At 30.3% G+C, this 26223-nt stretch carries 21 protein-coding genes; 16 read left to right on the forward strand and 5 right to left on the reverse strand.

The window, feature by feature from the left end; genetic code table 11:
- Positions 1–39 precede the first annotated feature (39 nt).
- From ACP7AQ_RS04420 to ACP7AQ_RS04435, 4 genes are read left to right on the forward strand one after another with little or no spacing between them, the layout of a single operon-like run.
- Positions 40–474 carry a 3-hydroxyacyl-ACP dehydratase FabZ family protein gene (locus ACP7AQ_RS04420; RefSeq protein ID WP_426091254.1) on the forward strand — a complete coding sequence of 145 codons (435 nt, stop codon included), beginning with the start codon at positions 40–42 and terminating at the stop codon, positions 472–474.
- Positions 475–1746, forward strand: coding sequence for a beta-ketoacyl-[acyl-carrier-protein] synthase family protein (locus tag ACP7AQ_RS04425; protein ID WP_426094541.1), 1272 nt, complete (start codon positions 475–477; stop codon positions 1744–1746).
- 54 nt (positions 1747–1800) lie between these two features.
- Positions 1801–2058: an acyl carrier protein gene (locus tag ACP7AQ_RS04430; RefSeq protein WP_426094542.1), complete on the forward strand. Its 258-nt coding sequence runs from the start codon at positions 1801–1803 to the stop codon at positions 2056–2058.
- A 17-nt stretch (positions 2059–2075) separates the two neighbouring features.
- On the forward strand, positions 2076–2567 hold the full coding sequence (locus tag ACP7AQ_RS04435) for a 4'-phosphopantetheinyl transferase family protein (protein ID WP_426094543.1): 492 nt from the start codon (positions 2076–2078) through the stop codon (positions 2565–2567).
- An 8-nt stretch (positions 2568–2575) separates the two neighbouring features.
- Here ACP7AQ_RS04435 and ACP7AQ_RS04440 read toward each other — a convergent pair whose 3' ends face one another.
- Both ACP7AQ_RS04440 and ACP7AQ_RS04445 read right to left on the reverse strand, forming a co-directional pair.
- Positions 2576–3172, reverse strand: coding sequence for an exonuclease domain-containing protein (locus ACP7AQ_RS04440; RefSeq protein ID WP_426094544.1), 597 nt, complete (start codon positions 3170–3172; stop codon positions 2576–2578).
- Between the two features lie 2 nt (positions 3173–3174).
- Positions 3175–5091: a DUF294 nucleotidyltransferase-like domain-containing protein gene (locus ACP7AQ_RS04445; RefSeq protein WP_426094545.1), complete on the reverse strand. Its 1917-nt coding sequence runs from the start codon at positions 5089–5091 to the stop codon at positions 3175–3177.
- Positions 5092–5275: 184 nt separating this feature from the next.
- On the opposite strand from ACP7AQ_RS04445, the gene ACP7AQ_RS04450 reads away from it, so the two are divergent.
- Positions 5276–5782 (forward strand): DUF2911 domain-containing protein, encoded by a 507-nt coding sequence (locus tag ACP7AQ_RS04450; protein WP_426094546.1) that lies wholly within the window; start codon positions 5276–5278, stop codon positions 5780–5782.
- Between the two features lie 84 nt (positions 5783–5866).
- Here the strand turns inward: ACP7AQ_RS04450 and ACP7AQ_RS04455 are convergent, their stop codons facing one another.
- Together ACP7AQ_RS04455 and clpB are read right to left on the reverse strand one after the other, a co-directional pair.
- Positions 5867–6736, reverse strand: coding sequence for a DUF808 domain-containing protein (locus ACP7AQ_RS04455; protein WP_426094547.1), 870 nt, complete (start codon positions 6734–6736; stop codon positions 5867–5869).
- A 359-nt stretch (positions 6737–7095) separates the two neighbouring features.
- Positions 7096–9702 carry an ATP-dependent chaperone ClpB gene (clpB, locus tag ACP7AQ_RS04460; RefSeq protein WP_426094548.1) on the reverse strand — a complete coding sequence of 869 codons (2607 nt, stop codon included), beginning with the start codon at positions 9700–9702 and terminating at the stop codon, positions 7096–7098.
- Positions 9703–9847: 145 nt separating this feature from the next.
- Between clpB and ytxJ the strand changes: the two genes are divergently transcribed.
- The 11 genes from ytxJ (at position 9848) to ACP7AQ_RS04515 (ending at position 24559) form a co-directional block, all read left to right on the forward strand.
- A complete protein-coding gene (gene ytxJ / locus ACP7AQ_RS04465) occupies positions 9848–10237 on the forward strand; it encodes a bacillithiol system redox-active protein YtxJ (protein WP_426094549.1) in 390 nt (129 codons plus the stop codon).
- 56 nt (positions 10238–10293) lie between these two features.
- The gene (locus ACP7AQ_RS04470) at positions 10294–10968 is read left to right on the forward strand and encodes a hypothetical protein (RefSeq protein WP_426094550.1); all 675 of its coding nucleotides are present in this window, start codon (positions 10294–10296) and stop codon (positions 10966–10968) included.
- Positions 10969–12230: 1262 nt separating this feature from the next.
- On the forward strand, positions 12231–13379 hold the full coding sequence (locus ACP7AQ_RS04475) for an MraY family glycosyltransferase (RefSeq protein ID WP_426094551.1): 1149 nt from the start codon (positions 12231–12233) through the stop codon (positions 13377–13379).
- 44 nt (positions 13380–13423) lie between these two features.
- Positions 13424–14179 carry a polysaccharide biosynthesis/export family protein gene (locus ACP7AQ_RS04480; protein ID WP_426091244.1) on the forward strand — a complete coding sequence of 252 codons (756 nt, stop codon included), beginning with the start codon at positions 13424–13426 and terminating at the stop codon, positions 14177–14179.
- Between the two features lie 45 nt (positions 14180–14224).
- The gene (locus ACP7AQ_RS04485) at positions 14225–16555 is read left to right on the forward strand and encodes a GumC family protein (RefSeq protein ID WP_426094552.1); all 2331 of its coding nucleotides are present in this window, start codon (positions 14225–14227) and stop codon (positions 16553–16555) included.
- Positions 16556–17277: 722 nt separating this feature from the next.
- Positions 17278–18558 (forward strand): oligosaccharide flippase family protein, encoded by a 1281-nt coding sequence (locus ACP7AQ_RS04490; protein WP_426094553.1) that lies wholly within the window; start codon positions 17278–17280, stop codon positions 18556–18558.
- A 3-nt stretch (positions 18559–18561) separates the two neighbouring features.
- Positions 18562–19836 carry a hypothetical protein gene (locus ACP7AQ_RS04495; RefSeq protein ID WP_426094554.1) on the forward strand — a complete coding sequence of 425 codons (1275 nt, stop codon included), beginning with the start codon at positions 18562–18564 and terminating at the stop codon, positions 19834–19836.
- Between the two features lie 14 nt (positions 19837–19850).
- Positions 19851–21026, forward strand: coding sequence for a glycosyltransferase family 4 protein (locus ACP7AQ_RS04500; RefSeq protein ID WP_426094555.1), 1176 nt, complete (start codon positions 19851–19853; stop codon positions 21024–21026).
- Between the two features lie 357 nt (positions 21027–21383).
- Positions 21384–22307, forward strand: coding sequence for a glycosyltransferase (locus ACP7AQ_RS04505; RefSeq protein ID WP_426094556.1), 924 nt, complete (start codon positions 21384–21386; stop codon positions 22305–22307).
- Between the two features lie 39 nt (positions 22308–22346).
- Positions 22347–23468, forward strand: coding sequence for a glycosyltransferase family 4 protein (locus ACP7AQ_RS04510; protein WP_426094557.1), 1122 nt, complete (start codon positions 22347–22349; stop codon positions 23466–23468).
- Positions 23465–24559, forward strand: coding sequence for a DUF1972 domain-containing protein (locus ACP7AQ_RS04515; RefSeq protein WP_426094558.1), 1095 nt, complete (start codon positions 23465–23467; stop codon positions 24557–24559). The genes ACP7AQ_RS04510 and ACP7AQ_RS04515 overlap by 4 nt, the downstream gene beginning before the upstream one ends.
- Before the next feature lie 341 nt (positions 24560–24900).
- Here the strand turns inward: ACP7AQ_RS04515 and ACP7AQ_RS04520 are convergent, their stop codons facing one another.
- Positions 24901–26154, reverse strand: a complete 1254-nt coding sequence (locus tag ACP7AQ_RS04520; protein WP_426094559.1) for an RsmB/NOP family class I SAM-dependent RNA methyltransferase — start codon at positions 26152–26154, stop codon at positions 24901–24903.
- Between the last annotated feature and the right edge of the window lie 69 nt (positions 26155–26223).

Here is a 26223-nt window from a genome sequence, read left to right on the forward strand (position 1 = left end):
CTTATTTTTTATTAGTATGTGAAATCTGTATATAAAAATATGACTAACCAAGAAATAATATCAAAATTACCGTATTCAAAACCGTTTTTGTTTGTGGACGAAATTCTTCAAATCAATGAAAATGGAGTAGAAGGAACCTATACTTTTGACGAAAATCTTGACTTTTATAAAGGACATTTTAAAGATAATCCCGTGACTCCAGGTATCATTTTAACGGAAGTTATGGCGCAAATTGGTTTGGTTTGTCTGGGGATTTTTTTATTAGATAATTCGTTGAATAAAAATGCTTCAATTGCCTTAACATCAACAGAAATTGAATTTTTAAAACCTGTTTTTCCAAATGAAAAAGTTACCGTAATTTCAGAAAAAGTTTACTTTAGATTTGGAAAACTGAAATGTAAAGTCATCATGAAAAATGAAAAAGGAGATGTAGTTTGTACAGGTATAATCGCAGGCATGATAATCTCTAAATAAATGAAAAAAAGAGTAGTTATAACTGGTCTTGGTGTTGTTGCTCCAAATGGAGTAGGACTTGAAGCGTTCACTCATGCCATCAAAAATGGAATTTCTGGAATCAAGCATGACGCTGAGCTGGAACGATTGCAATTTTCTTGTCAAATAGCAGGGAAACCAGTAATTTCTACCGAATTAGCATTAAAATATTTCTCTGAATTGGAATTAAGAAACTTTAATTCAACGGGGATTTTGTACGGTGTAATTGCAGGAATTGATGCGTGGAAAAATGCCGGTTTGTCAATGGAAATCAACAAAGAACCGGATTGGGATAGCGGTACTATTTTTGGCACAGGAACATCAGGAATTGATAAATTTCGCGAAAGTATTTATAAAATAGATGATTTTCAAACGAGAAAATTAGGTAGTACCGCTGTAGCTCAAACTATGAATAGTGGCGTAAGTGCTTATTTGGGCGGAAAATTAGGATTAGGAAACCAGGTCTCCACTAATTCCTCAGCGTGTACAACTGGAACCGAAAGTATTTTGATGGCGTATGAAAGGATTAAATTAGGTCAGGCAAAACGCATTTTAGCAGGAAGTACCAGCGATTCCGGACCTTATATTTGGGGTGGCTTTGATGCTATGAAAGTCTGTACTTTTAAGCATAATGAAAATCCCGAAAAAGGATCAAGGCCAATGTCTTCAAGTGCTTCAGGATTTGTTCCCGGAAGTGGAGCAGGAGCTTTAGTTCTCGAAGATTTAGAAAGTGCATCGGAGCGAGGCGCTACAATTTATGCCGAAGTTTTGGGTGGAAATATAAATTCTGGCGGGCAACGTGGTTTAGGAACGATGACTGCGCCAAATCCTATTGCAGTGCAGAAATGCATTCAAGATGCTTTAAAAAATTCAGGAATCAACGCCAATGATGTAGACGCAATCAACGGACATTTGACAGCAACTTCAAAAGACAGTCTTGAAATTCAAAATTGGAGTGAGGCTTTGGGTCGAAAAGGAAAAGAATTTCCATACATAAACTCCTTGAAATCGATGGTAGGTCATTGTTTATCTGGTGCAGGAAGTATTGAAAGTGTGGCTTCGGTATTACAATTGCATCATGGATTTATTTTCCCAAATATCAATTGTGCCGATTTGCATCCTGAAATTACAGCAATAATTGATGAATTATGTATACCACAACAACTTATTGAACAGGATTTAAATATCATCGTAAAAGCCAGTTTTGGTTTTGGAGATGTGAATGGCTGCGTAATTTTTAAGAAATATATTTAGTCACGTATTGGAAGATAATTTTAAATTCAGTACATCAATAAAAAGAAAAAAAATATGAATAAAGAACAAACAATTGAAGAGTTAAAAAACATTGTTAAGCCGTATATTCAAAATCAGGAAGCTTTTGACTCCCTTACGGAAAACACTGATTTCATCAATGATTTAAAAATTAATTCTGCTAGTTTAGTAGATGTAATCTTAGATATTGAGGAGAAATATGATATAATAATTGACAATGAAGCAATGGAACGGATGGTAAACGTAAAAGCAGCAATGGAGATTATTGAAACTAAATTAGCAGAGAAAAATTAGTGAATTACTACTAAAGAATGATTGGAAATGACATCGTAGATTTGGCTTTAGCCCGAAAAGAAAGCAATTGGAAACGAAAACGGTTTTTAAAGAAAATCTTTACGGTAAAAGAGCAATTATTAATTTCTTCCAGTGAAAATCCAGAAATAATGGTTTGGAATTTATGGTCTCGAAAGGAAGCAGCTTACAAAATATATAATCGGGAAACAGGAATTCGTGGCTTTTTTCCTTTACGTTTAGAATGTTTTTACAAAAATGCAACTTTGGGAACCGTTTCCATAAGAGAAAAAATTTATTTTACCTCAAGCAAAATTGAAAACGATTCTATTCACACGATTGCTGTTGCCGAGAAAGAGCATTTCAAAAAAATTAAAAGTATTGATTCTGCTGCGGAAATTTTTAAAAGAAATGGAATTCCATTTATAATAGATTCCAATACAAAAATAGAAAAACCCATTTCCATAAGTCATCACGGACGATTTTGGGAAGGAATTATTCTTAATGATTAGAATAAATATTACTTTATTCCCAGTCTTGATTTTAATTTTAAAAATAATAATGCCGTTTTGTAAGCATCTTCTGAAGATGAATTTCGGTCACTTTTAGGAATGTTGTAGGCGGTACAAAGTTCATCCAAAGAAAATTGCTTATCATTAACATCGTGAAGTTTACGATGCATAACATCAACATCCAACGCCTCATTTTTTAAACGTCCACAACCTAATCGTTCCAAGGCTGCATTAATCATTTCCACATCAAAGTCAATGTGATGACCAACTAAAACGGAGTTCCCTATAAACTCTATAAATAATTTTATGGCATCAGGTTCTCCTAGTTTTTTCATTTTGCTTTCTACTAAAAATTCATGAGAAAGTCCATTTTCATGGAAAAATTTATATTGTAACAAAACCGTTTCAAAACCATCTCCAATAATAATACTATTATCAATAATAGCGAAAGAGCCAATTGATAAAATCACATCCTTATCTGGATTTAAACCGGATGTTTCAGTCGATAAAATCACAAAACGAGACGATTTTTTATCAAATTTAGAAATATAGGTTTTCCAAAATTCCGGATATTCTTTATTAATATTTTTTAACCAGTCCAACATAATTATGAAAATTGAGTAAGTTGAAATTTATTTTTTATTAATTCTTCCAATTCTCTCATGGGAGCTAGAGCATTTTTTAATTTTTCCTTGTCAATTTTTGATAATTCATTCAAATTTATAAATTGACCTGAATTGTCATTTTTTAAACCTTCGAAGGCTCGGAATTTAGATAAAATTAAAAAGGCTTCAGCACAACTAAGATAAATTTCCGCATGTTTTGGATCGGTAATCGACAGTTGTTTGAATCGTTGAAAAGTGTTATTGATTCCTCGAATATCAAAACTTAAAGTGAATAGACGAGCACCATCAATCAAAGGCATCAACGCGCGTGTTTTTATGTCAAATTTGTCTTTATTAACTCCTTCTTCTTCAACAATGAAATTTTTGAAAAATGTCAATGAAGAATTCTTTCTCAAAGCATCATTTCCTAAAAAGTCAAAGAACAAAGTATTGTTTTTGGCATTTTTAAAAACAACATTTCCTATGGCATCTTCGATTCTTTGTTCTCCGAATGTGATTTCGTAATCAAAGAAAATACTGCTTAAATCATTGCTGTTTTCACCGGGAGTATTCATCCAGCTGTCATATTGTTTTGTCCAATCAGTCAGTGACTTACACCAAAGCATATTGCTTCCCATGTGTCCGTTTGGACATAACTCATAACCAATTTTTTCGAGTGTAGAAGTTATTCTTTTTCCTAGTTTAAGGAAATAATCTTTTACCTCACGATATTTATCTGCAGATACATCTTCAAAAATTAAAATACTATCCTGATCCGTTAATAATAATTGCTCTTTTCTTCCTTGACTTCCAATACTTAGCCAAGCAAAACGCGCAGGAGGAGAACCTAAATCTAAAATCGACAACTCTACAGAACGTTTAATAATTGCTAAATTTATTTCGCTGGCAATATTGAAAACATGAGAAAGCGGTATGTTTTTAGAAATTGATGTTTGAACCAAATCTGTTAAACGTTCTCGTATTTGTTTTAATTCTTTTGGATTTTGCGAACGCTTAACCTCTTTGATTAAAACACCGGGATTGTTAGCTTGAGCAACGATCAAATCATGTTCAGAAATGATACCTCTTAAGTCCGATTTATCGGTTCCATCTTCTGTTACACATAAATGAGTTACATTATGTTTTAGCATTAGTAATTGAGCTTCGGCCAAGGAGACGTTCTCCACGACAGTAATGACAGGAGAAGACATTATTTTATCGACAGTGACAGTGACGGGATATCTGCCAGTGGCAACTTTAGAACGCATATCACTATCGGTTACAATTCCGATAGGCAGATTATTTTCACAAATGACAATATTATTTTTTAATGTTTCTGTCATTAATTGAGCAGCTTCTTGTACAATTGCTGTAATCGTCGTTTTTAATGGTGAAATATTATAGGACAAAGATTGAAAATATTGCATTTCTGAATGCTGATCCGAATAAAAAACATTATCGGAAATCAACTTTCCAATTAAATTTTCTTTGTCTTTTGGATTCCTCGTGTTTACGGCAAAACTTTCCAATAAGAAATTTAAAACTTCCGAATTATCAGCTACGAAAGGACGAAATTTGGCTATGGGAATGGCATAAACAATACTTTCTTCTCTTGCTTTGGCCGTCATCATGTAGTTGTTTTTGGCAAAAAACGGACGTAAACCAAAGATGTCTCCTTCAGTACATTTATTCAGAAGTGTTTCTTCAGCATCTGCGATAATGGATAAATTGATAACCCCTGAGGCTACAACGTAGAAACTGTCATGTAAGACATCATTAATTTGGAATAATGTTTTATGTTTTTCTAAATTTACAACGCGAATGCTCATGGCTATTTCAGATAACTCTCCAAAAGTCAAGTGATTAAATGGCGGATATTCCTTTAAAAAATCAGCAATATGTTCAGCAATTGTATTCATGGTTGGTCAAATAAATAATGTATTGTTTGTAAAAATAATAAAATAATAAATTATAATACTGTCATTGTACTGGTAAAAGAATTTAATTATTAAGTTCATAATTTTTTCTTAAAATTAAGAGGAAATATACTAAGTTGATCGAACTTATTTTAATTTTATGAAATAAACTAAATCTTTTTAAATTATGAGATTACTTAATAAAATACATCTTTTACTTGTTGCATTTTTGATTACAAATACAATAAATGCTCAAGAGAAACCAACGAGTACAAAGGAAGTGGTTTCAGGAAAAATAAATGGAGCGACTATTACTATCAATTACGGCAGTCCATCTGTTAGAGCCAGAGAAATTTGGGGTAAATTAGTTCCATTCAATCAAGTTTGGCGTGCCGGTGCAAATGATGCAACAACTTTTGAAACCGACAAAGAATTAATTGTTGAAGGATCAAAATTACCAGCAGGAAAATATTCTTTTTTTATAATTCCAAATGATAAGCAATGCACTGTTATCTTTAATAAAGAATCGAAACAATGGGGAGCTTATAAATACAAAGAAAAAGAAGATCAACTTCGAGTAACAGTAAAACAAAAAGTTGCGAAGTCAAAAGCTGAAAAATTAATGTATTCAATAAATAATAATTCTATTTCTTTAAGTTGGGATAATTGGATAATTCCAATTTCTGTAAAATAAAATTCATTTTTATTTATATTATAAAATAGCATCACCAGTCGGTGATGCTGTTTTTGTTTTATTCAAATTCCTATTTTGGGATGCTTACTTTTTGCCTATTATTTTTTTGAAGAGGTTTACAGTTCCCAAAACAAGTCCTCCTATTACAAGCCCCACTAAAAATTCGGTTACAATGGAAGGTAATTGGGGTAATACGCCATGTAAAAAATCGATATTATGTACAAATATACCACCAGCCACTAATAATAAAGCGATAGTTCCTATTACGGACAAACTTTTGATGACTTTTGGCAAGGCTTGTACCAGAATATTTCCTAAAGTTTTTGAAAAACTTTTTTCTTTAGAACTCAGTTGCATCAGTTTTAAACCTACCTCATCCATGCGGACTATTAGCGCAACAATGCCATAAACTCCAACAGTGGCTATGATTGCGATGATGGTAACAACCATTATTTGTGATGAAATGGGTTTTCCAATTACGGTGCCTAGCGCAATGATTACGATTTCTACAGACAAAATAAAATCAGTTACTATGGCTGATTTTATTTTATCTTTTTCAAAAGCTAAAATCTGTTCTTCAGTCAACGGTTCCAATGAAATTTCATGTTTGGAATGCTCATGAGGAAAGAAGTATTCAAATATTTTTTCAGCGCCCTCGTAAGCTAAATATAGTCCGCCAAGCACTAAGATGATAACTATTGCTATAGGCAAAAAGGCACTTAGCAAAAAAGCAATAGGTAAAATAATTACTTTGTTTATAAAGGAACCTTTTGCAATGGCCCACAATACGGGAAGTTCTCTTGATGATATAAATCCGGAAGCTTTCTCGGCATTTACGGCTAAATCATCACCTAAAATGCCAGCTGTTTTCTTGGCTGCTAGTTTACTCATTACTGCAACATCATCCATGATTGCTGCGATATCATCTAATAGTGCGAAAAAGCCTGATGCCATTTTGATTGTTTTTAGAAACTGCGTTGATTTTGGAATTGCTGTCCCAAAATTTAATCTGCGCGTTTTGTTTATTTAATAGTGCGAATTTAATACTTTTTTGATTTACTCAAATTATAAAATGGGCTTGAGAGACATAAATTTCTGGTATAGCCCTGATGGAAGTAAGTATCCTTTTTTTAAACGCTTCTTATCCTTATTGAGTTTTGAACTCTGGAAGGGCTGCGTTTAAAAAAAGATACTGCGGACAGCGGGACAACTCGTATTGAAAAGCAATAAGTGTTCTGCTCCTAAAAAACTATACGGCATAAAAAAACACCAGCCTTTCGACTGATGTTTTTCATTTTTTGAAATTATTCCGATTAAGAAACTAATTCGGTTTGATTTCTAAAAACTAATTGTCCATTAAAAGCATCCAGCAAAATAATGCTATCGGTTGTGATTTTTCCGGCTAGAATTTCTTTCGATAATTGGTTCAAAACGTCTCTTTGAATCACGCGTTTCACTGGTCTGGCTCCAAATTGAGGATCATATCCTTTTTCGGACAAATAGGCGATAGCCTCTGGAGTAGCATCCATAGTGATGCCTTGCAGCGCTAACATTTTAGTCACGCTTTTTAGTTGTAAACCTACGATTTTGGTGATATTTTCATTAGTCAATGGCGTAAACATTACAATTTCATCTATACGATTAATGAATTCCGGGCGAACGGTTTGTTTTAATAGTCCGAGAACTTCCACTTTTGCAGCCTCGGTCGCAGCTTCGACGCCTCCTTTTAAATTTTCAAATTTTTCTTGAATTATTTGGCTTCCCATATTAGAAGTCATGATGATAATCGTATTTTTAAAATCGGCTAGACGTCCTTTGTTATCTGTCAAACGTCCTTCATCAAGGACTTGTAACAAAATATTGAAAGTATCTGGATGCGCTTTTTCAATTTCATCCAATAATATCACAGAATACGGTTTTCTACGAACTGCTTCGGTCAATTGTCCGCCTTCTTCATAACCTACATATCCTGGAGGCGCACCAACTAAACGGCTTACACTGTGGCGCTCCTGATATTCGCTCATGTCAATTCTAGTCATCGCATTTTCATCGTCAAACAAGTATTCTGCTAAAGCTTTTGCCAATTCTGTTTTACCAACTCCTGTAGTTCCGAGAAATAGAAAAGTTCCAACTGGTTTTTTCATGTCCTGCAATCCGGCGCGGCTTCTGCGCACGGCATCACTTACCGCCTGAATGGCTTCTTCCTGCCCAACTACTCTGTGATGTAATTCATCTTCCAGTTTCAATAATTTTTCTCTTTCTCCCTGAAGCATTTTCATAACTGGGATTCCGGTCCATTTTGCTACGACTTCGGCAATGTCTTCGCGGGTAACTTCTTCTTTTATCAACGATGTTCCTCCAGTTTGATCCTCGGCTAATTGTTTTTGAAATGTATCCAATCGTTCTTGGGCTTCTTTTATTTTTCCATAACGAATTTCGGCTACTTTTCCATAATCTCCATCACGTTCGGCACGTTCCGCTTCGTATTTGAAATCTTCAATTTCCGTTTTTACCGATTGAATGTTATCCACCACATCTTTCTCTGATTTCCATTTGGCGTAAATCTCGTTTCTTTCTTCTTTTAGATTCGCCAAGTCCATTCCTAAAACTTTGAGTTTACTTTCATCTTTTTCTCTTTTAATTGCCTCAATTTCTATTTCCAACTGCATTACTTTTCGATCCAATACATCTAGTTCTTCAGGTTTTGAATTGATTTCCATGCGTATTTTTGAAGCTGCCTCGTCCATTAAATCAATGGCTTTGTCGGGAAGAAAACGATTGGTAATATAGCGTTGAGACAATTCGACTGCAGCAATAATGGCTTCATCTTTTATCTGAACCTTATGGTGTGTTTCATATTTTTCTTTGATACCTCGTAGAATAGAAATTGCACTTTCCGTATCCGGTTCTTCGACCATTATTTTTTGGAAACGTCTTTCGAGTGCTTTGTCCTTTTCAAAATATTTTTGATATTCGTCTAAAGTTGTAGCTCCAATGGCGCGAAGTTCTCCACGAGCCAACGCCGGTTTCAAGATATTTGCCGCATCCATAGCGCCTTCGCCACCTCCGGCACCAACAAGTGTGTGAATTTCGTCAATAAATAAAACAATATCTCCTTCAGCAGAAGTCACTTCTTTCACGACGGATTTTAAACGCTCTTCAAATTCACCTTTGTATTTCGCGCCTGCTATCAAGGCTCCCATATCAAGGGAATATACAATTTTATCTTTTAAATTGTCTGGAACATCACCATCTACAATTCGGTGTGCTAATCCCTCGGCTATGGCAGTTTTCCCCACTCCGGGTTCTCCCACGAGCATTGGATTGTTTTTGGTTCTGCGCGTTAATATTTGTAATACCCTACGAATTTCCTCATCACGACCGATAACTGGATCGAGTTTACCTGCGCGTGCCAATTCATTAAGATTTTTGGCGTATTTATTTAAAGAATTGTAGGTTTCCTCAGCCGATGCCGAAGTCACTCGTTCACCTCTTCGCAATTCATCGATAGCGGCTTTTAGTCCTTTTTCAGTTACGCCCTGGTCTTTTAGGATTTGTGCAACTTTACTTTTGGAACCAAATATGGCTAAAATTAAGTGCTCTACAGAGACGAACTCATCATTCATTTTTTTGGCAATAATTTCGGCTTCGTTGAGTGTTGAGTTTGCGGTTCTGGAAAGCATAATTTCGCCACCTGAAACGGTTGGGAAACTTCGTATTGTGCTGTCTATTATTTGTTCCAATAAACTCACATTTACATTGAGTTTTTTAAGCAGAAAAGGCGCCACATTTTCATCGACTTCAAAAATAGCCTTAAAAATATGTTCGTTTTCTATTTGTTGTTGTCCATTAGTTTGCGCTAATTGTTGCGAAAGCTGAATGGCTTCCTGAGATTTGATTGTGAATTTATTTATGTTCATGATGAGAGAGTGTTTTGTGGTAATTTGACTAACTTTGTAAATCTATATTCAATTTATATTCCAATACAATAGTACCGACAAATTGACAGAAATTTCATGATTTATATCATGTATAAAAGTCAAAATGTCTTAAAACAATAAAATTATGAGTTTTTTTAAAAATATTTTTAATAGTTCAAACGATTCAAATTCAAATGAAAACAAAATCATCTGGAACCAACTAACTGATTTGGCACAACTGAATGAAATTATCACCATTTCGAATGAAAAACCGGTGGCTATTTTTAAACACAGTACGCGATGCAGTATAAGTAGGATGGCGCTGAAACAATTTGAAAATGAGTTTAATAGCTCAGATAAAGTTACGCCTTATTTTTTAGATTTAATAGCGCATCGCGATATTTCTAATGAAATTGCAACTCGTTTTGGAGTACATCATCAATCGCCGCAATTGATTTTAATCAAAGAAGGAAAAGCCATTTATAATGTTTCTCATAGTGATATTGATGCGGAAGAGTTGGGGAGAAAAGTTTAAAAAAAACTCAAGGAAATTTTAAAATTTAACAAGTTATTAATTAATTTAATGATAAAATGGAGGTAAGTAAATGGCTGATTGCCGGAATAGTAGTTGTTCAATTATTAGTTTCATGCGAAGTAGTTCGTATTAGTGAAAATTCAAATTATAAGGATTCAAAATTTGTTTTTGGTCCCAACAAAACTGCGGTACTTTTTGGTGATGACACCGTATTAATTAGTGAATTTTCCAAAACATTTAATAAAAAGTACAAACAAAAAAAGGATTTTGTGAAACAATATGATAGTTTATGTGCTGTTACATTGAAACAAGAAAATATATTTGGTGATATAAAGTATGATAAATCATTTGAATTTATTTCAAATGATCAAGTGATTGTTACCCAAGATCAACAAAAGAAAGTAGATTCATTATTTACAAATACTAGCGCTGATTACTTGATAAGAATTTATGATCACGAAATTACAAACAGTATACAAGGAAATCCTGGTATGGGTATGGCTATGTCCGGAGGTATGGGTATGACTGCAGGTACTCAAAGTGAAAGTTGTATTATTAAATCTCATTTTCAGATTTATGATGTAAAGTCACGAAAAAAAGTATTGGATTTTATATCAAAAGGAAATGGTAGCGTTATGTTTTTTGCATTTGAGAAAGCCCTTACAGATGCAATTATCAGTTCGATTAAAAACTCAGCGATATATTTAAAAACTGGAAAATTAAAATTTTAAACTAATTTATAAATATTTAGTTTTTTATGAAAGTGGGAGATACAGTTTTGTTTCTGAATTTATTTTTTAAGTATTTAAAAAAGAACCTCGTTTAAAAATATTAAACGAGGTTTTTTTATTCTTAATAAGAATCGTTTATTTTCTTTTTCATGGGATCCAAGCACAAATTATTATTGCTTTCTTCATAAGTGTGCTTGATTTCTTTTCGAGATTGAAATGTCCCATTTTCCAAATGTTAAGTAACCGCTTTTTAGGCATCTCTAAAAAGCACTTCTGCAACCACCATTTCGTTAAAGAAATTTACAGTTGACAAATAATCGTATTTTATTTCCCAAGATATACTCTTTTATCTCAACAACTTTTATCACAAAAACAGCAATATCCAAACACGCTTTCCGGTTTTGAATTGCTGAAAATAATCCTATTTCAAGTACTTAAAAATCTCTGTGGTAACAACTTTGATGGCTGTTTATGATTAGAGTAATTTTGTACCGCAACGCTTTAATTTTATTGCATCTAAAGCAAATTAATTCAAAAAAATCTGATTTTTCTTTTGTTTGATATGCTATTAAAATTTATCTCTAAATCTTTCGGAAATTCGTTTTCATTCCTTTTTTGTAAACTAAATAGTCACAAGAAATCTTTACTATTTCCTCTTCCATTCGGTAAAAAATTTTAGATTTCCAAATGGTATTGGCTTTTTAGTAACGATATTATTCATTTTGGATTTAAGTCTTTTCATTTTTTCAATGATACTTCATTCTTCGTTTTTTTAATATTGTAACAACTTTTAAGATCAAAATTCAAAATTGAAATCGTAATATTTAAAGTTTTAATTATAAAAATAATGAACTGTAATATGCTGTTTATCATGTTTTTAAGACAATATTACCTTTTATCGAATATATTGGTTATTGATAGTTAAAATTATTTGAAACCAATAATTATATTTAGATTTAGATCAAAATTGTAACCCCATTTGTAAATAAGAAAAATAATTATTACCCATAACATTTTTAATACTAATAAATAATTTTTTATCATGTAAGAAATTCAGACTGATAATATTTCTAATAAAAAAATTAGTCATTTGAGATTTTAAAGATGTATTAGATGAAAATTAATTGATTTTTTTATTATCAACAAATTTTTTACAAGAATAAAAAAATTAAAAATAGACAGGAATTAATTAACAAAAGCAGATAGAAAAAGAAATTCTTTCATTGAATAAAATATTTTATAATAATAAAAAAATAAAAAAGATGTTACAAGAAATCATGTCTAATTTATCAGTGTTAAGTATAATGATAGTTATAATTTCGTTTTTATTAGTGTATGTTATTATACCAAATATACATCGGATAATAAAAGTTCGGAATTTAAACGATCAACCCAATAATCGTAGCTCTCATTTTTGTCCAACACCTACTATGGCTGGTGTAGCTTTTTATTTTACAATTATGATTTCACTTTTTTTTATTAAACATTTTGATATTGAAAATATTGGCAACAATCTAATTGCAGCGATAACAATTGTATTTATAATAGGTTTAAAAGACGACTTGGTCGTTACATCTCCACGCGACAAATTAACAATGGAAACCATAGCTATCATTTTTTTATTACTATCAAATAGTATGCATGTGAAAACTTTGAATGGATTTTTAGGAATATATGAATTACCTGAATTATTAGAATATTGTGGAATTATTTTTATTTTATTGACGATTATTAATGCATTTAATTTTATCGATGGAATAGATGGTTTAGCTTCCACAATCGCAATTGTGATCTTTAGTGTGTTTTCTTTAATTTTTTACGCCTCTGATTTACACTTTTATTTTTTAATTAGTTTGAGTGTTATAGGAATGTTACTGGCTTATTTATATTATAATTTTTCGACGACACAGAAAATTTTTATGGGTGATACAGGTTCGTTGCTAATAGGATTTTTTATAGGATTTTGTACATTAAAATTTCTTTCCATGGATACTTCATTATTAAGCAATTTTACGTTTAAAGCTGAAAATAAATTAGTAATTGTATTTGCGGTACTATTCATGCCTCTATTTGATATGTTTAGGGTGATTGGATTAAGAATGATGGAAGGAAAAAGTCCCTTTAAGGCAGATAGAAATCATATTCATCATATTTTAATTGATTCAGGTCTGTCACATTTTAAAGTTGCAATGACTTTAGGATTTCTAAACTATGTAATTATTATAATTACTTTATGGCTTTCATCATTTTTAGATAGTTTTCAAATGTCTGTTTTTTTAATATTTTTATATGTTATCATGTTACTTTTCTTCAGCCTATTAAAAGAACTAACAATGTATAGTATAGGAGAAATCTTCATAATTAAATTCAATTATTTTCTTTTAAATAAAAATGAAAAGAGTGAATTGTGAAAAATATTATCTCCGTATAAAAATAAAATTTAAACAACAATTATATGAAAAATAAAAATATTAAATACTTATTGCTAGTATGGTTAACTATAATTTTCACCAGCTGTGTTTCTTCTAAAAAAATGGTGTATTTTCAAGACAATGGGAATGATTTAACTTTTGAAAATTATGAAATTTTTGAGCCTAAAATTCAAATAGGTGATATTTTAAGCATCAACGTATCAGCAATTGATAAAGGAGCAGCAGTTCCTTTTAATTTATATGAATCGATTAGTGCAGCGGATCCAGAACCCTTAACTTATATCGTTGATAATGAAGGTCAAATTAATTTTCCAGTTATTGGAGCTGTTAAAGTAGAAGGAATTACTACAAAATTATTGACAAAAAAATTAACTGTGACTTTAGCAGAATATCTTGCAAAACCTATTGTAAACATTCGATTAATAAATTTTAAAGTAGCTGTTTTAGGTGAAGTAAAAACTCCAGGTACTTATTTAATACCGAACGAGCGAGTTACCATAATAGAAGCCATTAGCTTAGCCGGTGATCTAACCATAAACGGTAAGCGAAAAAATGTAATGTTAATTAGAGAGCAGGCAGGAAAAAGAGCCATTATCAAACTAGATTTAACGGATAAAAAAATCTTTAGTTCTCCTTATTTTTATTTAGCGCAAAATGATGTGATTTATGTAGAACCCAATAAAACAAAGTTAAACTCATCAGCTGTTGGCGCTAATGCAGGTATAATACTTTCATCAATTTCATCATTAATTTCAATAATAGCCATTCTTACTCGCTAAAACTTTAAAATCTAAATTATGCAAAATGAGAACCCCTCCAATTATATGTTTGAAGACGAAGAACCCATTAATTATCGAGAAAAATTTGAAAAGTATGCCTACAATTGGAAATGGTTTTTAATTAGCATATTTATTTTTAGTTTAGGCGCATACGCATATTTAAAATTTATCCCTAAACAGTATACTGTTACTTCAACAATTTTAATTAACGATGAAAACAGTAAGGGGTTGCCTTCTGAACTTTCAGCTTTTGAAGACTTAGGACTGACCACTCTTGGTAAAACATCTGTCGATAATGAAATTGGGATGCTAAAATCGTTTAGTTTGATGGAAAATGTAGTAAAAAAATTAGGTACTAACATTACTTTTTATGAAAAGGGAATGATTTCCAATAAAGAATTATACAAAAATGAAATTCCTTTCATAATTAATTTTTTATTGAAAGATTCCTTAGTGTATAGTAAAGACACTACTTTTTCCATTCTTGCTTTAACACCTGCAAAATTTGTTCTCAAAAATAGTAGGGGTACAGTTAGTAAAGTCTATTTATTTGGTGAAAATGTGCAAACAGATTTTGGAAATATTACAATTACACCGGCTGCATTAAAAAACTTAAAAAAAAATGAAGAAATAGTAGTAAAGGTTGTTCCGATAAAAAATATTATTGAAGACTTAAGAACAAATATTGAAGTTAAAACAATGTATAAAAAGTCTAGTTTAATTCAATTAATTTTAAAAGCTCCTGTTAAATTAAAGTCACAAGATATTTTAAATAATTTAGTACAACAATATAACAAAGATGCCGTGGATGATAAATTATATATCGGTAAAAGCACAAATTTATTTATAAATGAACGTCTGGATCTTATTAAAAACGAATTGTCAAATGTAGATCAAGGAGTGGAAAATTTTAAAAAAAATAATCAATTAACCGACATTGACTCTGAATCTTCACTAATACTACAAAACAATGCAGAATTAGAAAAAAAGATTGTTGATTTAAATACTCAGGTAAGAGTTGCTGAGTATGTTACAGATTATGTTAACAAAAACACTGAACAAATCATACCGTCAAATTTAGGGCTATCAGATGATGCGGTTAGTACAAATAGTGCTAGATACAATGAATTATTAATAGAACGCAATCGGATTTTAAAGAGTTCAAGCAAAAAGAACCCTGTTATTATAAATTTGGATGAGCAACTGAAACAATTGAGAACCGGAATATCACATGGTTTGCAAAATTTAAAAGCATCTCTGAATATCGCTTTAAATAATACTAAAAAAGAGGAAGATAAAGTATTTTCAAGAATTTATTCGGCGCCAAAACAAGAACGACAATTTAAAGAATTTCAACGTCAACAGCAAATTATTGAAACCTTATATTTGTTTCTGTTACAAAAAAGAGAAGAAAATGCTATCTCACTAGCAGTAACTGCACCTAAAGCAAAAATAATTGATTTTGCAGATGGGAGCAATAGACCTACAAGTCCAAAATTAATTCTTGTAATCATCACAGCGCTGTCATTAGGTTTATTAATACCATTCACAACTTTGTATATTATATATTTTTTTGATAATAAAGTCCAATCTATAAAAGACATTGAAAGTATCATAAAAGCACCAATAATTGGAGAAATCCCTAAAACGATTAGAGGTAGTAAAATCGTAATTCACGACACTGATAAAGAGAATATTTCTGAATCTTTCAGGATGTTGCGAACCAATATTAATTTTATGCTTTCTAAAATAAAAGGTCGCGCAAAAATAATATTTATTATGTCGACAATTGTTGGAGAAGGTAAAACTTTTACCACATTAAATCTAGCATCGGTAATTGCCCTTTCTAATAAAAAAGTATTGTTAATAGGTGGAGATATTAGAAAAGCAAATAGTAATGAATATATTAATCAAAATATAGGAAATGGATTGTCCAATTTTTTAATGGATAATTTTCTAAAAGTTTCGGATGTGATTGAACGTTCTTTAGAAGGAAACTTTGACATTATAAATTCAGGGACAGTACCTCCTAATCCATCTGAGCTAATAATGAACGGTCGTTTTGATGAAATTTTCGATTACGCAAAAGGTAATTATGATTACGTTGTTGTAGATACAGCTCCTGTAAAAATGGTTACTGACTCGCTATTGTTAAGTCATTATGCTGATTTATGCTTGTATGTAATTAGACTTAATAATTTAGACAAGAGGCTTTTAGAAATTCCAAAAAAGATGTTCAATGAAAAGCGATTGCCTAATATGGCGATTCTTATAAATGGTGTTGATTTAAAACGAGGCTACGGGTATGGCCAAAGTTACGGGTATGGTAGATCTATGCCAAAAAAAAACTGGTGGAAAAGGATTATAGTAGGATAATTCGATAAGGGAAATCAAAACATTTCAATAGTATTGTTGCTTATTGGCCTTTCAAAGTCAAACTGATAAATTTACTGAAATCATTACAAATCAAAATCATAAATTTTTCGAATTATTTTGATTAGTTAAAATTAAGATTTATTTTTTTAACTTTTTGTGATTCATAAGTTAGTAATCTTACTTTTAAATGATTGACAAAGTGTTTTTTATAATTGATTTGATTCTTTTTTCAAATGAATTAATAGCGTTAATCACTTTTTATTGTTACTAAAAAAAAGGAATAAATCATAATTTTTATTAAACGTGGACTGTTCATTTATGTAACTTTCTACAGCGGAGCTGTAAAAAGATTTGTTTGTGAATTAAATTTTTTTTAAAATATTTTATTCTTAAATAGCTAATCTAGATGATTTTTTCTAAAAACAAATTTGGTATTATATTTATTATAGCTATTGCACTTTTATTAATAGCGATGGTTGGATTTGTTATGTTTGTTTAAATTATAATAGTATTCAATTTCAATCATCCAGCGAACTTAATAATATACATCACGCATTTTAAGTTTTTAATTAAAATAAGTTCCATCGTCTTTTAAAAAATTAAATAATTTCTTTAAAGCATTGTTTAACTATAATTTAAGTTTGAAAAATCAAGTGATTTTATCAAAAAAACTTTATTTAAGAAATCTTCTTTTTTGAATTGAAAATTAAAGACATTAGATAATGATAAAAAAATTTAAGAGAGCGGAAAACAAAAAATTATATTCTAATTTTATATCATTGTCATTTTTACATGCTGCTAATTTAATATTACCATTAATTACATTTCCTTATATCGTTAGAACTCTTGGAATAGAAATTTACGGACTTGTTATCTTTGCACAAGCGCTTATTAGCTATTTTTCTATCATCTCGGAATATGGATTTAATTTTTCCGGAACCAGAGAAATATCATTAACCAAGAATAACATCGAAGAATTAACGACAGCCTATAATTCAATTATGACAGCTCGTTTTGTATTAGTAATAATCTGTTTTGTTGTAATGGCAATTATAGTTTTTAGTTTTGAAAAATTTTCAATTCACTGGGAGTTGTATTTTTTAACCTTTGGTATGGTCATAGGAACAATGTTATTTCCGACGTGGTTTTTTCAAGGAATGGAAAAGATGAAATACATCACAATTCTGTCTGTAAGTTCAAAAGCTATTTTTACAATTTCGATATTTGTATTTGTAAAATCTCCAAGTGATTATTTATTAGTCCCAGTATTAAATTCTGGAGGATATATTTTTGTTGGTATTATTTCAGTGATTATAATAAATGTAAATTTTAAAATTCCGTTTAAAATCCAAAAAAGTATAAATGTCTGGAGACATCTTAGAGAAGGATATTATATTTTTATTTCTACAATTTCTACTAATTTATACACAACGACAACTACAGTTGTTTTAGGATTGGTAACTAATACAACTATGGTTGGTTATTATGCAATCGCAGAAAAAGCTTTGAGAATAATTGTAGCCATATTTTCTCCCTTTACTCAAACAATTTATCCACATGTTATTCAATTGGCAAAAAACTCATTCGAAGAAACTGTAGTTTTTTTGCGGAGAATTTTAAATTTTACGATTTTAATTTCAATTTTTATTTGGATAATCGGATTCATTTTTGCAAAGCCAATATTTCATTTGTTGTTTAGTCAAAATGTAAACCATTCAATATTAATTTTTAGAATTTTATCTCCACTTATAATAATACTGCCCACTGCATCAATACTATTTAACGTTGTATTGTTACCTTTTAAAATGGATAAATATTTTTCTAGAATCTACATGACGGGTGCAATTTTAAATTTGTTTGTCTTAGGAATTTTACTTTTTGTATTCAAACTATCTACTGTTGGGGCAGCTATATCTTTATTAATTTGCGAGTTTACCATAACAATTTATGCCGCAATAGTTATTCAAAGAAACAATATAAAAGTATTTTCATTTTATAAATAAATCATGAAAAGATTTCTAAAATCTAATAAAAAAGATCTGACTTTCTGGTATACTGCCCTGCTATTGGTTCTTTCCCAAACAGCTTGGGACCAAGCTGTAGTTTTTTTATCAATTCCTTTATTAATTCATCTTGAACTTAATAGATCAGTAAATGCCTCTCTTGGGTTAAAAAATATTTTTTTTTTAAAGATGATTATTTTTACAGGATTTTTAGTTGGGATAGTCCATTTAGCGGAATATGATTTGTATTATTTTTCTAGAGATATAATGTACTTTATTCAAGCTCCAATATTTATAATTATCGGGTTTTACATGTCTAAAAACATAATTCATTTTAGAGAACTAATACGAATTGTTGTACTAAGTTCGCTTGTTATAACTGTTTATAAATTGATAGAGTTAGTTTTAAATCCAGCATTATTGACCCAACTAGGTCTTGAAACAAGATATGAGTATAGCTTATCAAATGCAACAGCATTGTTAGCATTTACAATATTGTTTTACGCAAGGATATGTAAATTTAAATTATTTGAAAATTTTCAAGAATGGTTGATATTGGGTATTTCTCTGTTCTCAGTTGCGATATCATTTTCGAGAACAGATTATTTTTTATTATTGGTAATGATTTTAATTCCTTTAATAAACAAAGCTTTTTATATTTTAAAGATCTACTGGCTAACAGTATTTGTGGTAGTAGTAATTATTTTTGGAGGCTTTTTCATAAAAGTTGAATCCAGTGCAATTGAAGAAGATACATTTCAATCAAAAATAAATCATTCTTTCAATGAAATTCTTGTTCAGGATTATGAAACATCATTTGAAATAAGTCAAAACTGGCGCGGATATGAAGCATTTTTAGGGCTAACAAAATTCAGTGAAGGTAATTTTATTGAGATATTAGTAGGCCAGGGCTTCGGTACTGTCGTTTATACTCCAAATTGGATTTTTAATGGTGAAATGGATTCATTAGATGTTTTACCTATGTTCCATAATGGTTTTATTACAGTATTATTAAAAACTGGATTACTTGGGTTATTTTTTTTCTTTCTTTTTTTATTTAAACTATTAAAAGTGGCCTTGAAAGTTCCTGTACTAAGTTTTAGTAAGCTAGAAAAATTAACGACAATGCTTTTACAGGCAGCTGTATTTACAGTCTTGCTTCTAACTTTTGTAGTTCATGGAATTTTTACAACAACAACGCCTGTGCTGCTACTAATTATAATTGGCGCTACACTTAAAATGAAAACATTCAGAGGAAAAATTATAAAGTTAAATTAATTGTAACCAACAATATGAAAGAAAAACTTACAGTTGGATATCTAACCGCAAAAAATCCAAAAGATAAAAGAAGTTGGTCCGGAACCCATTTTAAGATGTATGAATCCTTATTGAAAGAAGTTGATGAAGTTTATTTAATTGCGCCAATAAAGTATAATTTAATAATAAAATCGCTGCTTTTAATAAACACTTTTATAAATCAGATGTTTTTTATAAAAAAATATGATAGATCGCACAGTTTGGTATTAAGTAAATTTTATGCTTCTCAAATAAAAAAAAAACTCAAAAATAAAAAAATTGATGTAATTTTTGCTCCAGTAGCATCGACGGAAATAGCTTATTTGGACACATCGATACCAATATGTTATTTGTCAGATAGCTCTTTTGGACAATTAAACAATTATTATAATTATTTTTCAAATATTTCCAATTTTTCTTGTAAAGAGGGTAATTTAATTGAAAAATACGCACTTATAAAGTCTGTCACTCATGTTTATTCTTCCACTTGGGCAGCTGAATATGTAATTAATAATTATAAAGTTGATAAAAGTTCTGTATTTACAGTGCAATTTGGAGCCAATCTAGATTTTACACCGCAAAAAGCAAGTTTAAACAAACAATTCGATAGTACTATAAATTTTCTTTTTTTAGGAGTAGATTGGCAAAGAAAAGGTGGAGAAATTGTAATAGAAACATTCAATCTTTTAATTAACAGAGGATATGATATAACTTTAACAATTTGTGGTTGTATTCCTGTTTTATTACAAAATGATGATAAAATTAAAATAGTGCCATTTCTTGATAAAAACAAATGTGAAGAATATGATATTTTATTAAATATTTTATACAATACACATCTTCTATTTGTTCCTACCCGTGCTGATTGCACTCCTATAGTGTTTTGCGAAGCTAATGCTTTTGGAATACCGGTTATAACTACAGATACCGGTGGAGTTAGTTCAATTATTGAAAGTGGTGTAAACGGTTATACTTTGCCGTTTACAGCTACGTCACATGATTATGCGGCTACTATTCAATCGCTTTTAGATGATCGAGTCCAATTAAGTAATTTATCTTTAAACGCCCGCAAGAAATTTGAAAATGAATTAAATTGGGACATTTGGGGACAAAAAATGAGAGAAATACTTAAAATGACAAAGCTTCCAAATTACAAGAGCGAAAGTAATTAGGAATTTAGCATTTAACTGATAATTATATTGTTTTTAATTTATAGAACTTTCATTTATAAGTAATTAAAGCTAAAATTTCTTTATTGCTGGAGCTATGTTAAATTAATTTAATCCGTTGGTTGTAATTTTTTTTAATAATAAATTTTAGTCAATTTTAGTCAATTTTAGTAATTTTCTCCCGAACCCCCGAGAAAAAAATTGTCAATACTACAAGAAAAATTTCATTAAAAACGGTTCTTAATACAATTGGTGTTTTGCTTCACTCCACAAAAAAAACTTGAACTAATGTTTTGAACTACTACACTTAACAAGTTGATTTGTGGTGCTCTAAAAACAGTTTCTAAAACAAAACACTATATGATGAAAAAAGCAAATAAAATAACGTCTATTGATGTAATCATCTTGAATTTCGAATCATATTTAGATACTATTAACTGCGTTAAGTACCTGCAAAAACAAGAAAAAATAGATTTAAATATTTTAATAGTTGACAATTGCTCATCCAATAAATCATATGATATATTAAAAGATATATATCTAGAAATTAAAAATATTGAAGTAATTCTTAGCGAAAAAAATGGAGGTTATGCATATGGCAATAATTTTGGTTTACATCATTTAGAAAAAAAGAATACAGATTTTATTGTAATTAGCAACAATGATATTATGATAAAAGACACATTATTATTATTTAAAATGGCTGAAGAATATAAAAAATTGAATAAACCGGCTTTTATCGCTCCTTTAATGCATGATAATGGAGAAATATCAAAGATGTCAGCATGGAAAATCCCCAGATTTATAGATGATTTAAAAGGCTCACTATTCATATTAGATTTTTTTTTTCGTGATGAAGACTTCTACAGGGGGAGGCAAATCTATAACACTGACCATCTTTCAAAAACCAAGCCTGTAGATTGTTTGGCGGGCTCTTTTTTCATGGGTGTTAAAAAAGTGTTTTTTGATATGGGGTTGTTAGATGAAAACACTTTTTTGTATATGGAAGAATCTATTATAGGTATCAAAGTTAAAAGATTGGGACTTAACAATTACCTTTTGCATAACTTAAATTATAATCATTTATCCTCACAAACTATTTCAAATCATTTGAGTTTTATTAAAATGCACAAATACGCTTTCAAAAGTAAAATCTATTTTCATAAAGCATATCTTAAGTCGAGCAACTCAAAAATCTTTTTATTAAAATCTTTATTTGAAGTATGGAAAATTGAAAGTTATTTTGTCAGAAAAATAAAGATATATTTGAGTGTAAAGAAGTAACAGAGTGCCGGTAGTAAATTTTTTAAAATCAGTATATGTATGAAAAACTATAAAATTTTTGTTGATGCACATATATTTGACGGGGAATTTCAAGGTACATTGACATATGTTAAAGAATTGTATTTAAAGATTTTATTTTTAAACCCTACTATTACCTTGTATTTTGGTGCAAATGAAATTGAAAATATTAAGGAATATTTTGGAAATCATCCGAATGTAAAATACATTCAGTATTCTTCTACAAGAAGTTTTAATAGGATTTTTATTGAAATACCTAAAATAATCAATGAATTAGGTTGCACACATGCTCATTTTCAGTATGTTATTCCTTTTTTTAAAAATAGAAACTGCAAGTATATCGTTACAATTCATGATATTCTTTTTAATGATTTTTTTAATGATTTTTCTTTTTTCTATCGATTACAACGTAACATATTATTTTTTTTAAGTGCTAAACGCTGTGACTATTTACTGACGGTCTCAGATTATTCTAAACAAAAAATTGCCAAACAATTTAATATTAAAGCAAATAAAATAATAATTACCCCAAATGCTGTTTCAGATGACTACTTTCATTTTAAAACCTCAAAAGATGTGTCGAAATTATACATCAATGATCGATATGCCGTCCAAAATTTTATTTTATATGTAAGCCGTATAGAACCGAGAAAAAATCAAAATTTATTAGTTACAGCTTTTGTGAAGGAAAAACTTTGGAAAAAAGGTTTTGCTCTTGTATTAATTGGAGACAATACATTGCACAGTGGACTTTTTGACAATATAAGTAGTTTAAAAAAAGAAATTAAAAAATCTATTTTCTGGTTTGAGAAAGTTAGTGATTTAGATTTGAAGAATTTTTTAAATGCAGCAGAATTTTTTGTCTATCCTTCAAAAGCTGAGGGATTTGGTATTCCTCCATTAGAAGCTGGAGCATTGCGTACACCTGTTATTTGCTCTAATACTACCGCAATGGCTGATTTTGATTTTTTTAATCCCTATTTTTTTGATCCAAATAATTACGAAGAATTCGCTAAAATCATTAATCAGATGACACAAAATATAAAAAGTATAGATTTAAGCGCAATACAATCAACTATCAAAGGGAAATACTCTTGGGAAGAAAGCGCTAGAATAATGCTTGAAAAAGTGATTTTAGTATGAGACAAAAAAAAATAGCCATTATCGGTGTTGTTGGTCTTCCTGCTAAATATGGTGGCTTTGAAACCCTTACTGAATATTTAACGAAGCACTTAACCAATTCATTTGATGTTACTGTTTATTGTAGTAGTGTTTTTTATTCTAAAAAGTTAAAAAGGTATAATAATGCCAATTTAAAATATATTCCATTAAATGCAAATGGTGTTCAAAGTATTTTGTACGATATAATTTCCATTTTTAACGCCGTATTTTATGCAGATGTACTGTTAATATTGGGAGTTTCGGGTTGTATTGTTTTGCCATTTATTAAATTGATATCTAATAAATTAATTATTGTTAATATCGATGGGTTAGAGTGGAAACGTGCAAAATGGGGGAGAGTAGCTAAAATGTTTTTAAAATATTCTGAAAAAATAGCAGTAAACTATGCTGACAGTGTTGTTTCTGATAATAAAGTAATCCAAGATTATGTAAAATATGTTTATAATATCAATAGTGAGTTAATTGCATATGGTGCTAATCACACAAAGAAAGAAGCGTTAAGTGTCAAAGTTTTATCTGAATATCCTTTCTTAGCTGAAAAATACGCATTTAAAGTTTGTAGAATAGAACCCGAAAACAACATTTATTTAATATTGCATACCTTTTCACAACATCCAAGTTTAAGTATTGTTGTCATAGGGAATTGGAACAATAGTAATTATGGTAAAGAAATGAAATTAAAATTCAATAATTTTGAAAACATCCATTTATTAGACCCCATTTATGAGCAAAATATATTAAATCAAATTAGAAGTAATTGTTATGTTTATGTCCATGGTCATAGTGCAGGAGGAACTAATCCTTCATTAGTGGAAGCAATGTTTCTAGAATTGCCTATCATAACTTATGGTGTAAATTATAATGTGGAAACTACAGCTAATAAAGCCAAGTATTTTGCAAATAAAAATGAATTATTTAAAATATTATCAAATATTAATCAAGAAGAGTTAAATGTGGTTGCTAAGGATATGAAAAATGTGGCTAATAAAATTTACACTTGGGAAGCCGTTACAGCCGATTATGCTAATCTATTCCTACAAAATTCAAAATAATTTTAGTATCAGAAATCTATTTTAAGATATAAAGATTAGTTTGCAATATGTGAAAAAAATAAGAAAATTCGTATCAAAAAATCAACAAAAAAGGGGTTATCGAAAAACAGTGTTTTAGAAATAAAGAGGTTACTCGCTAAAGTTATATAATCCTAGGTCAATATTTTTAAAATAAATAAAATAGCGCCATATTTTTGAAATCAAAAAATCAAAATAAGAGCGGTAGAAAATTTTAAAATAAAAAAATAAATTAAATGTAAAAAGGATTTCGAATTAAGACAATGTTTGTAATAATAAAAAGCTGTCTTTATGGGACAGCTTCTGTACTCTTAGTAATATGTTTATATTTTAGTTTCTTCTTGCAATTGAACCTTTTTGACTTCATCTTTGCGTTCTAAAAGAGCCATGTAAAATCCATCGAAACCTGACTCTGAAGCCAAGATTTTTTGGTCTTTTATAAAATTGAAATGTTTACCAATATCTGTAGTCAAAAAACGAGCAATTTGATCTTGATTCTCGGATGGTAAAATAGAACAAGTAGCGTACACTAATTTCCCTCCCGGTTTTACAATTTTAGAATAACTTTCTAAAACTTCCGATTGTACTTTACGGATGTTGTCAATGAATTCCGGTTTCAATTTCCATTTAGCGTCGGGATTTCTTTTCAAAACTCCTAAACCGCTACATGGTGCGTCAATCAAAACACGGTCTGCTTTTTCATGTAATTTTTTTATGATTTTTGTCGAGTCAATAATACGGTATTCAATATTGAAAGCACCGTCTCTTTTGGCTCTGATTTTTAATTGCTTTAATTTGCTTTCATACAGATCCATAGCGATTAACTGTCCTTTGTTTTCCATTAAAGAAGCAATGTGAAGCGTTTTCCCTCCGGCGCCAGCGCAGGTATCAACTACACGCATTCCTGGTTTTACATCAAGGAAAGCAGCAACTAATTGTGAGTTGGCATCCTGAACTTCAAAAAAACCTTGTTTGAATGCATCAGTCAAGAAAACATTAGCTCTTTCTTTCAGCACTAAAGCGTCAGGCTGATTTTTCAGCGTTTCTGTTTCAATGTTCAAATCCATCAAAATAGCACGCAACGCTTCTCTTGTTGTCTTAAGAGTATTTACCCTCAAGATTACTTTAGCTGGTTGGTTTTGAGCTGTGATTTCGGTAGCCCAAACTTTCTCGCCTAATTCTTTTACGCCTAATTCATCCATCCAGTCCGGAATAGATTCTTTTAAAGCTCTTACTTTTGAAAGTTCGTCAAAACGCCCTTTTATTTTTCGTTCTGGAGTTCCTTCCAGTTGACGCCAATCCGGAATAGGATAACCTCTTAATACTGCCCAAACAGAAAACATTCTCCAAAGATTTTCTCGGTCAAATGGCTCTTTTACTTCGGCTATTTCTGCGTATAATCTTTTCCAACGTACAATTTCGTAGATGGTTTCGGCAACAAACTTTCTGTCAGAACTTCCCCAACGTTTGTCTTTTTTTAAGGATCTTGCCACTACTTTATCCGCATATTCGCCTTCGTTAAAAATGGCATTCAAGGCGTCTATTGTTGTGTAAACTAAATTTCTGTGTAATCTCATTTTAAATAATTGAGGTGCAAAGGTACTATTAATTGATCGAATGTTATATTTTAAACAATGAATGTTATT

This window comes from Flavobacterium sp. DSR2-3-3 (genome assembly GCF_049896585.1).
Classification (GTDB): Bacteria; Bacteroidota; Bacteroidia; order Flavobacteriales; family Flavobacteriaceae; genus Flavobacterium.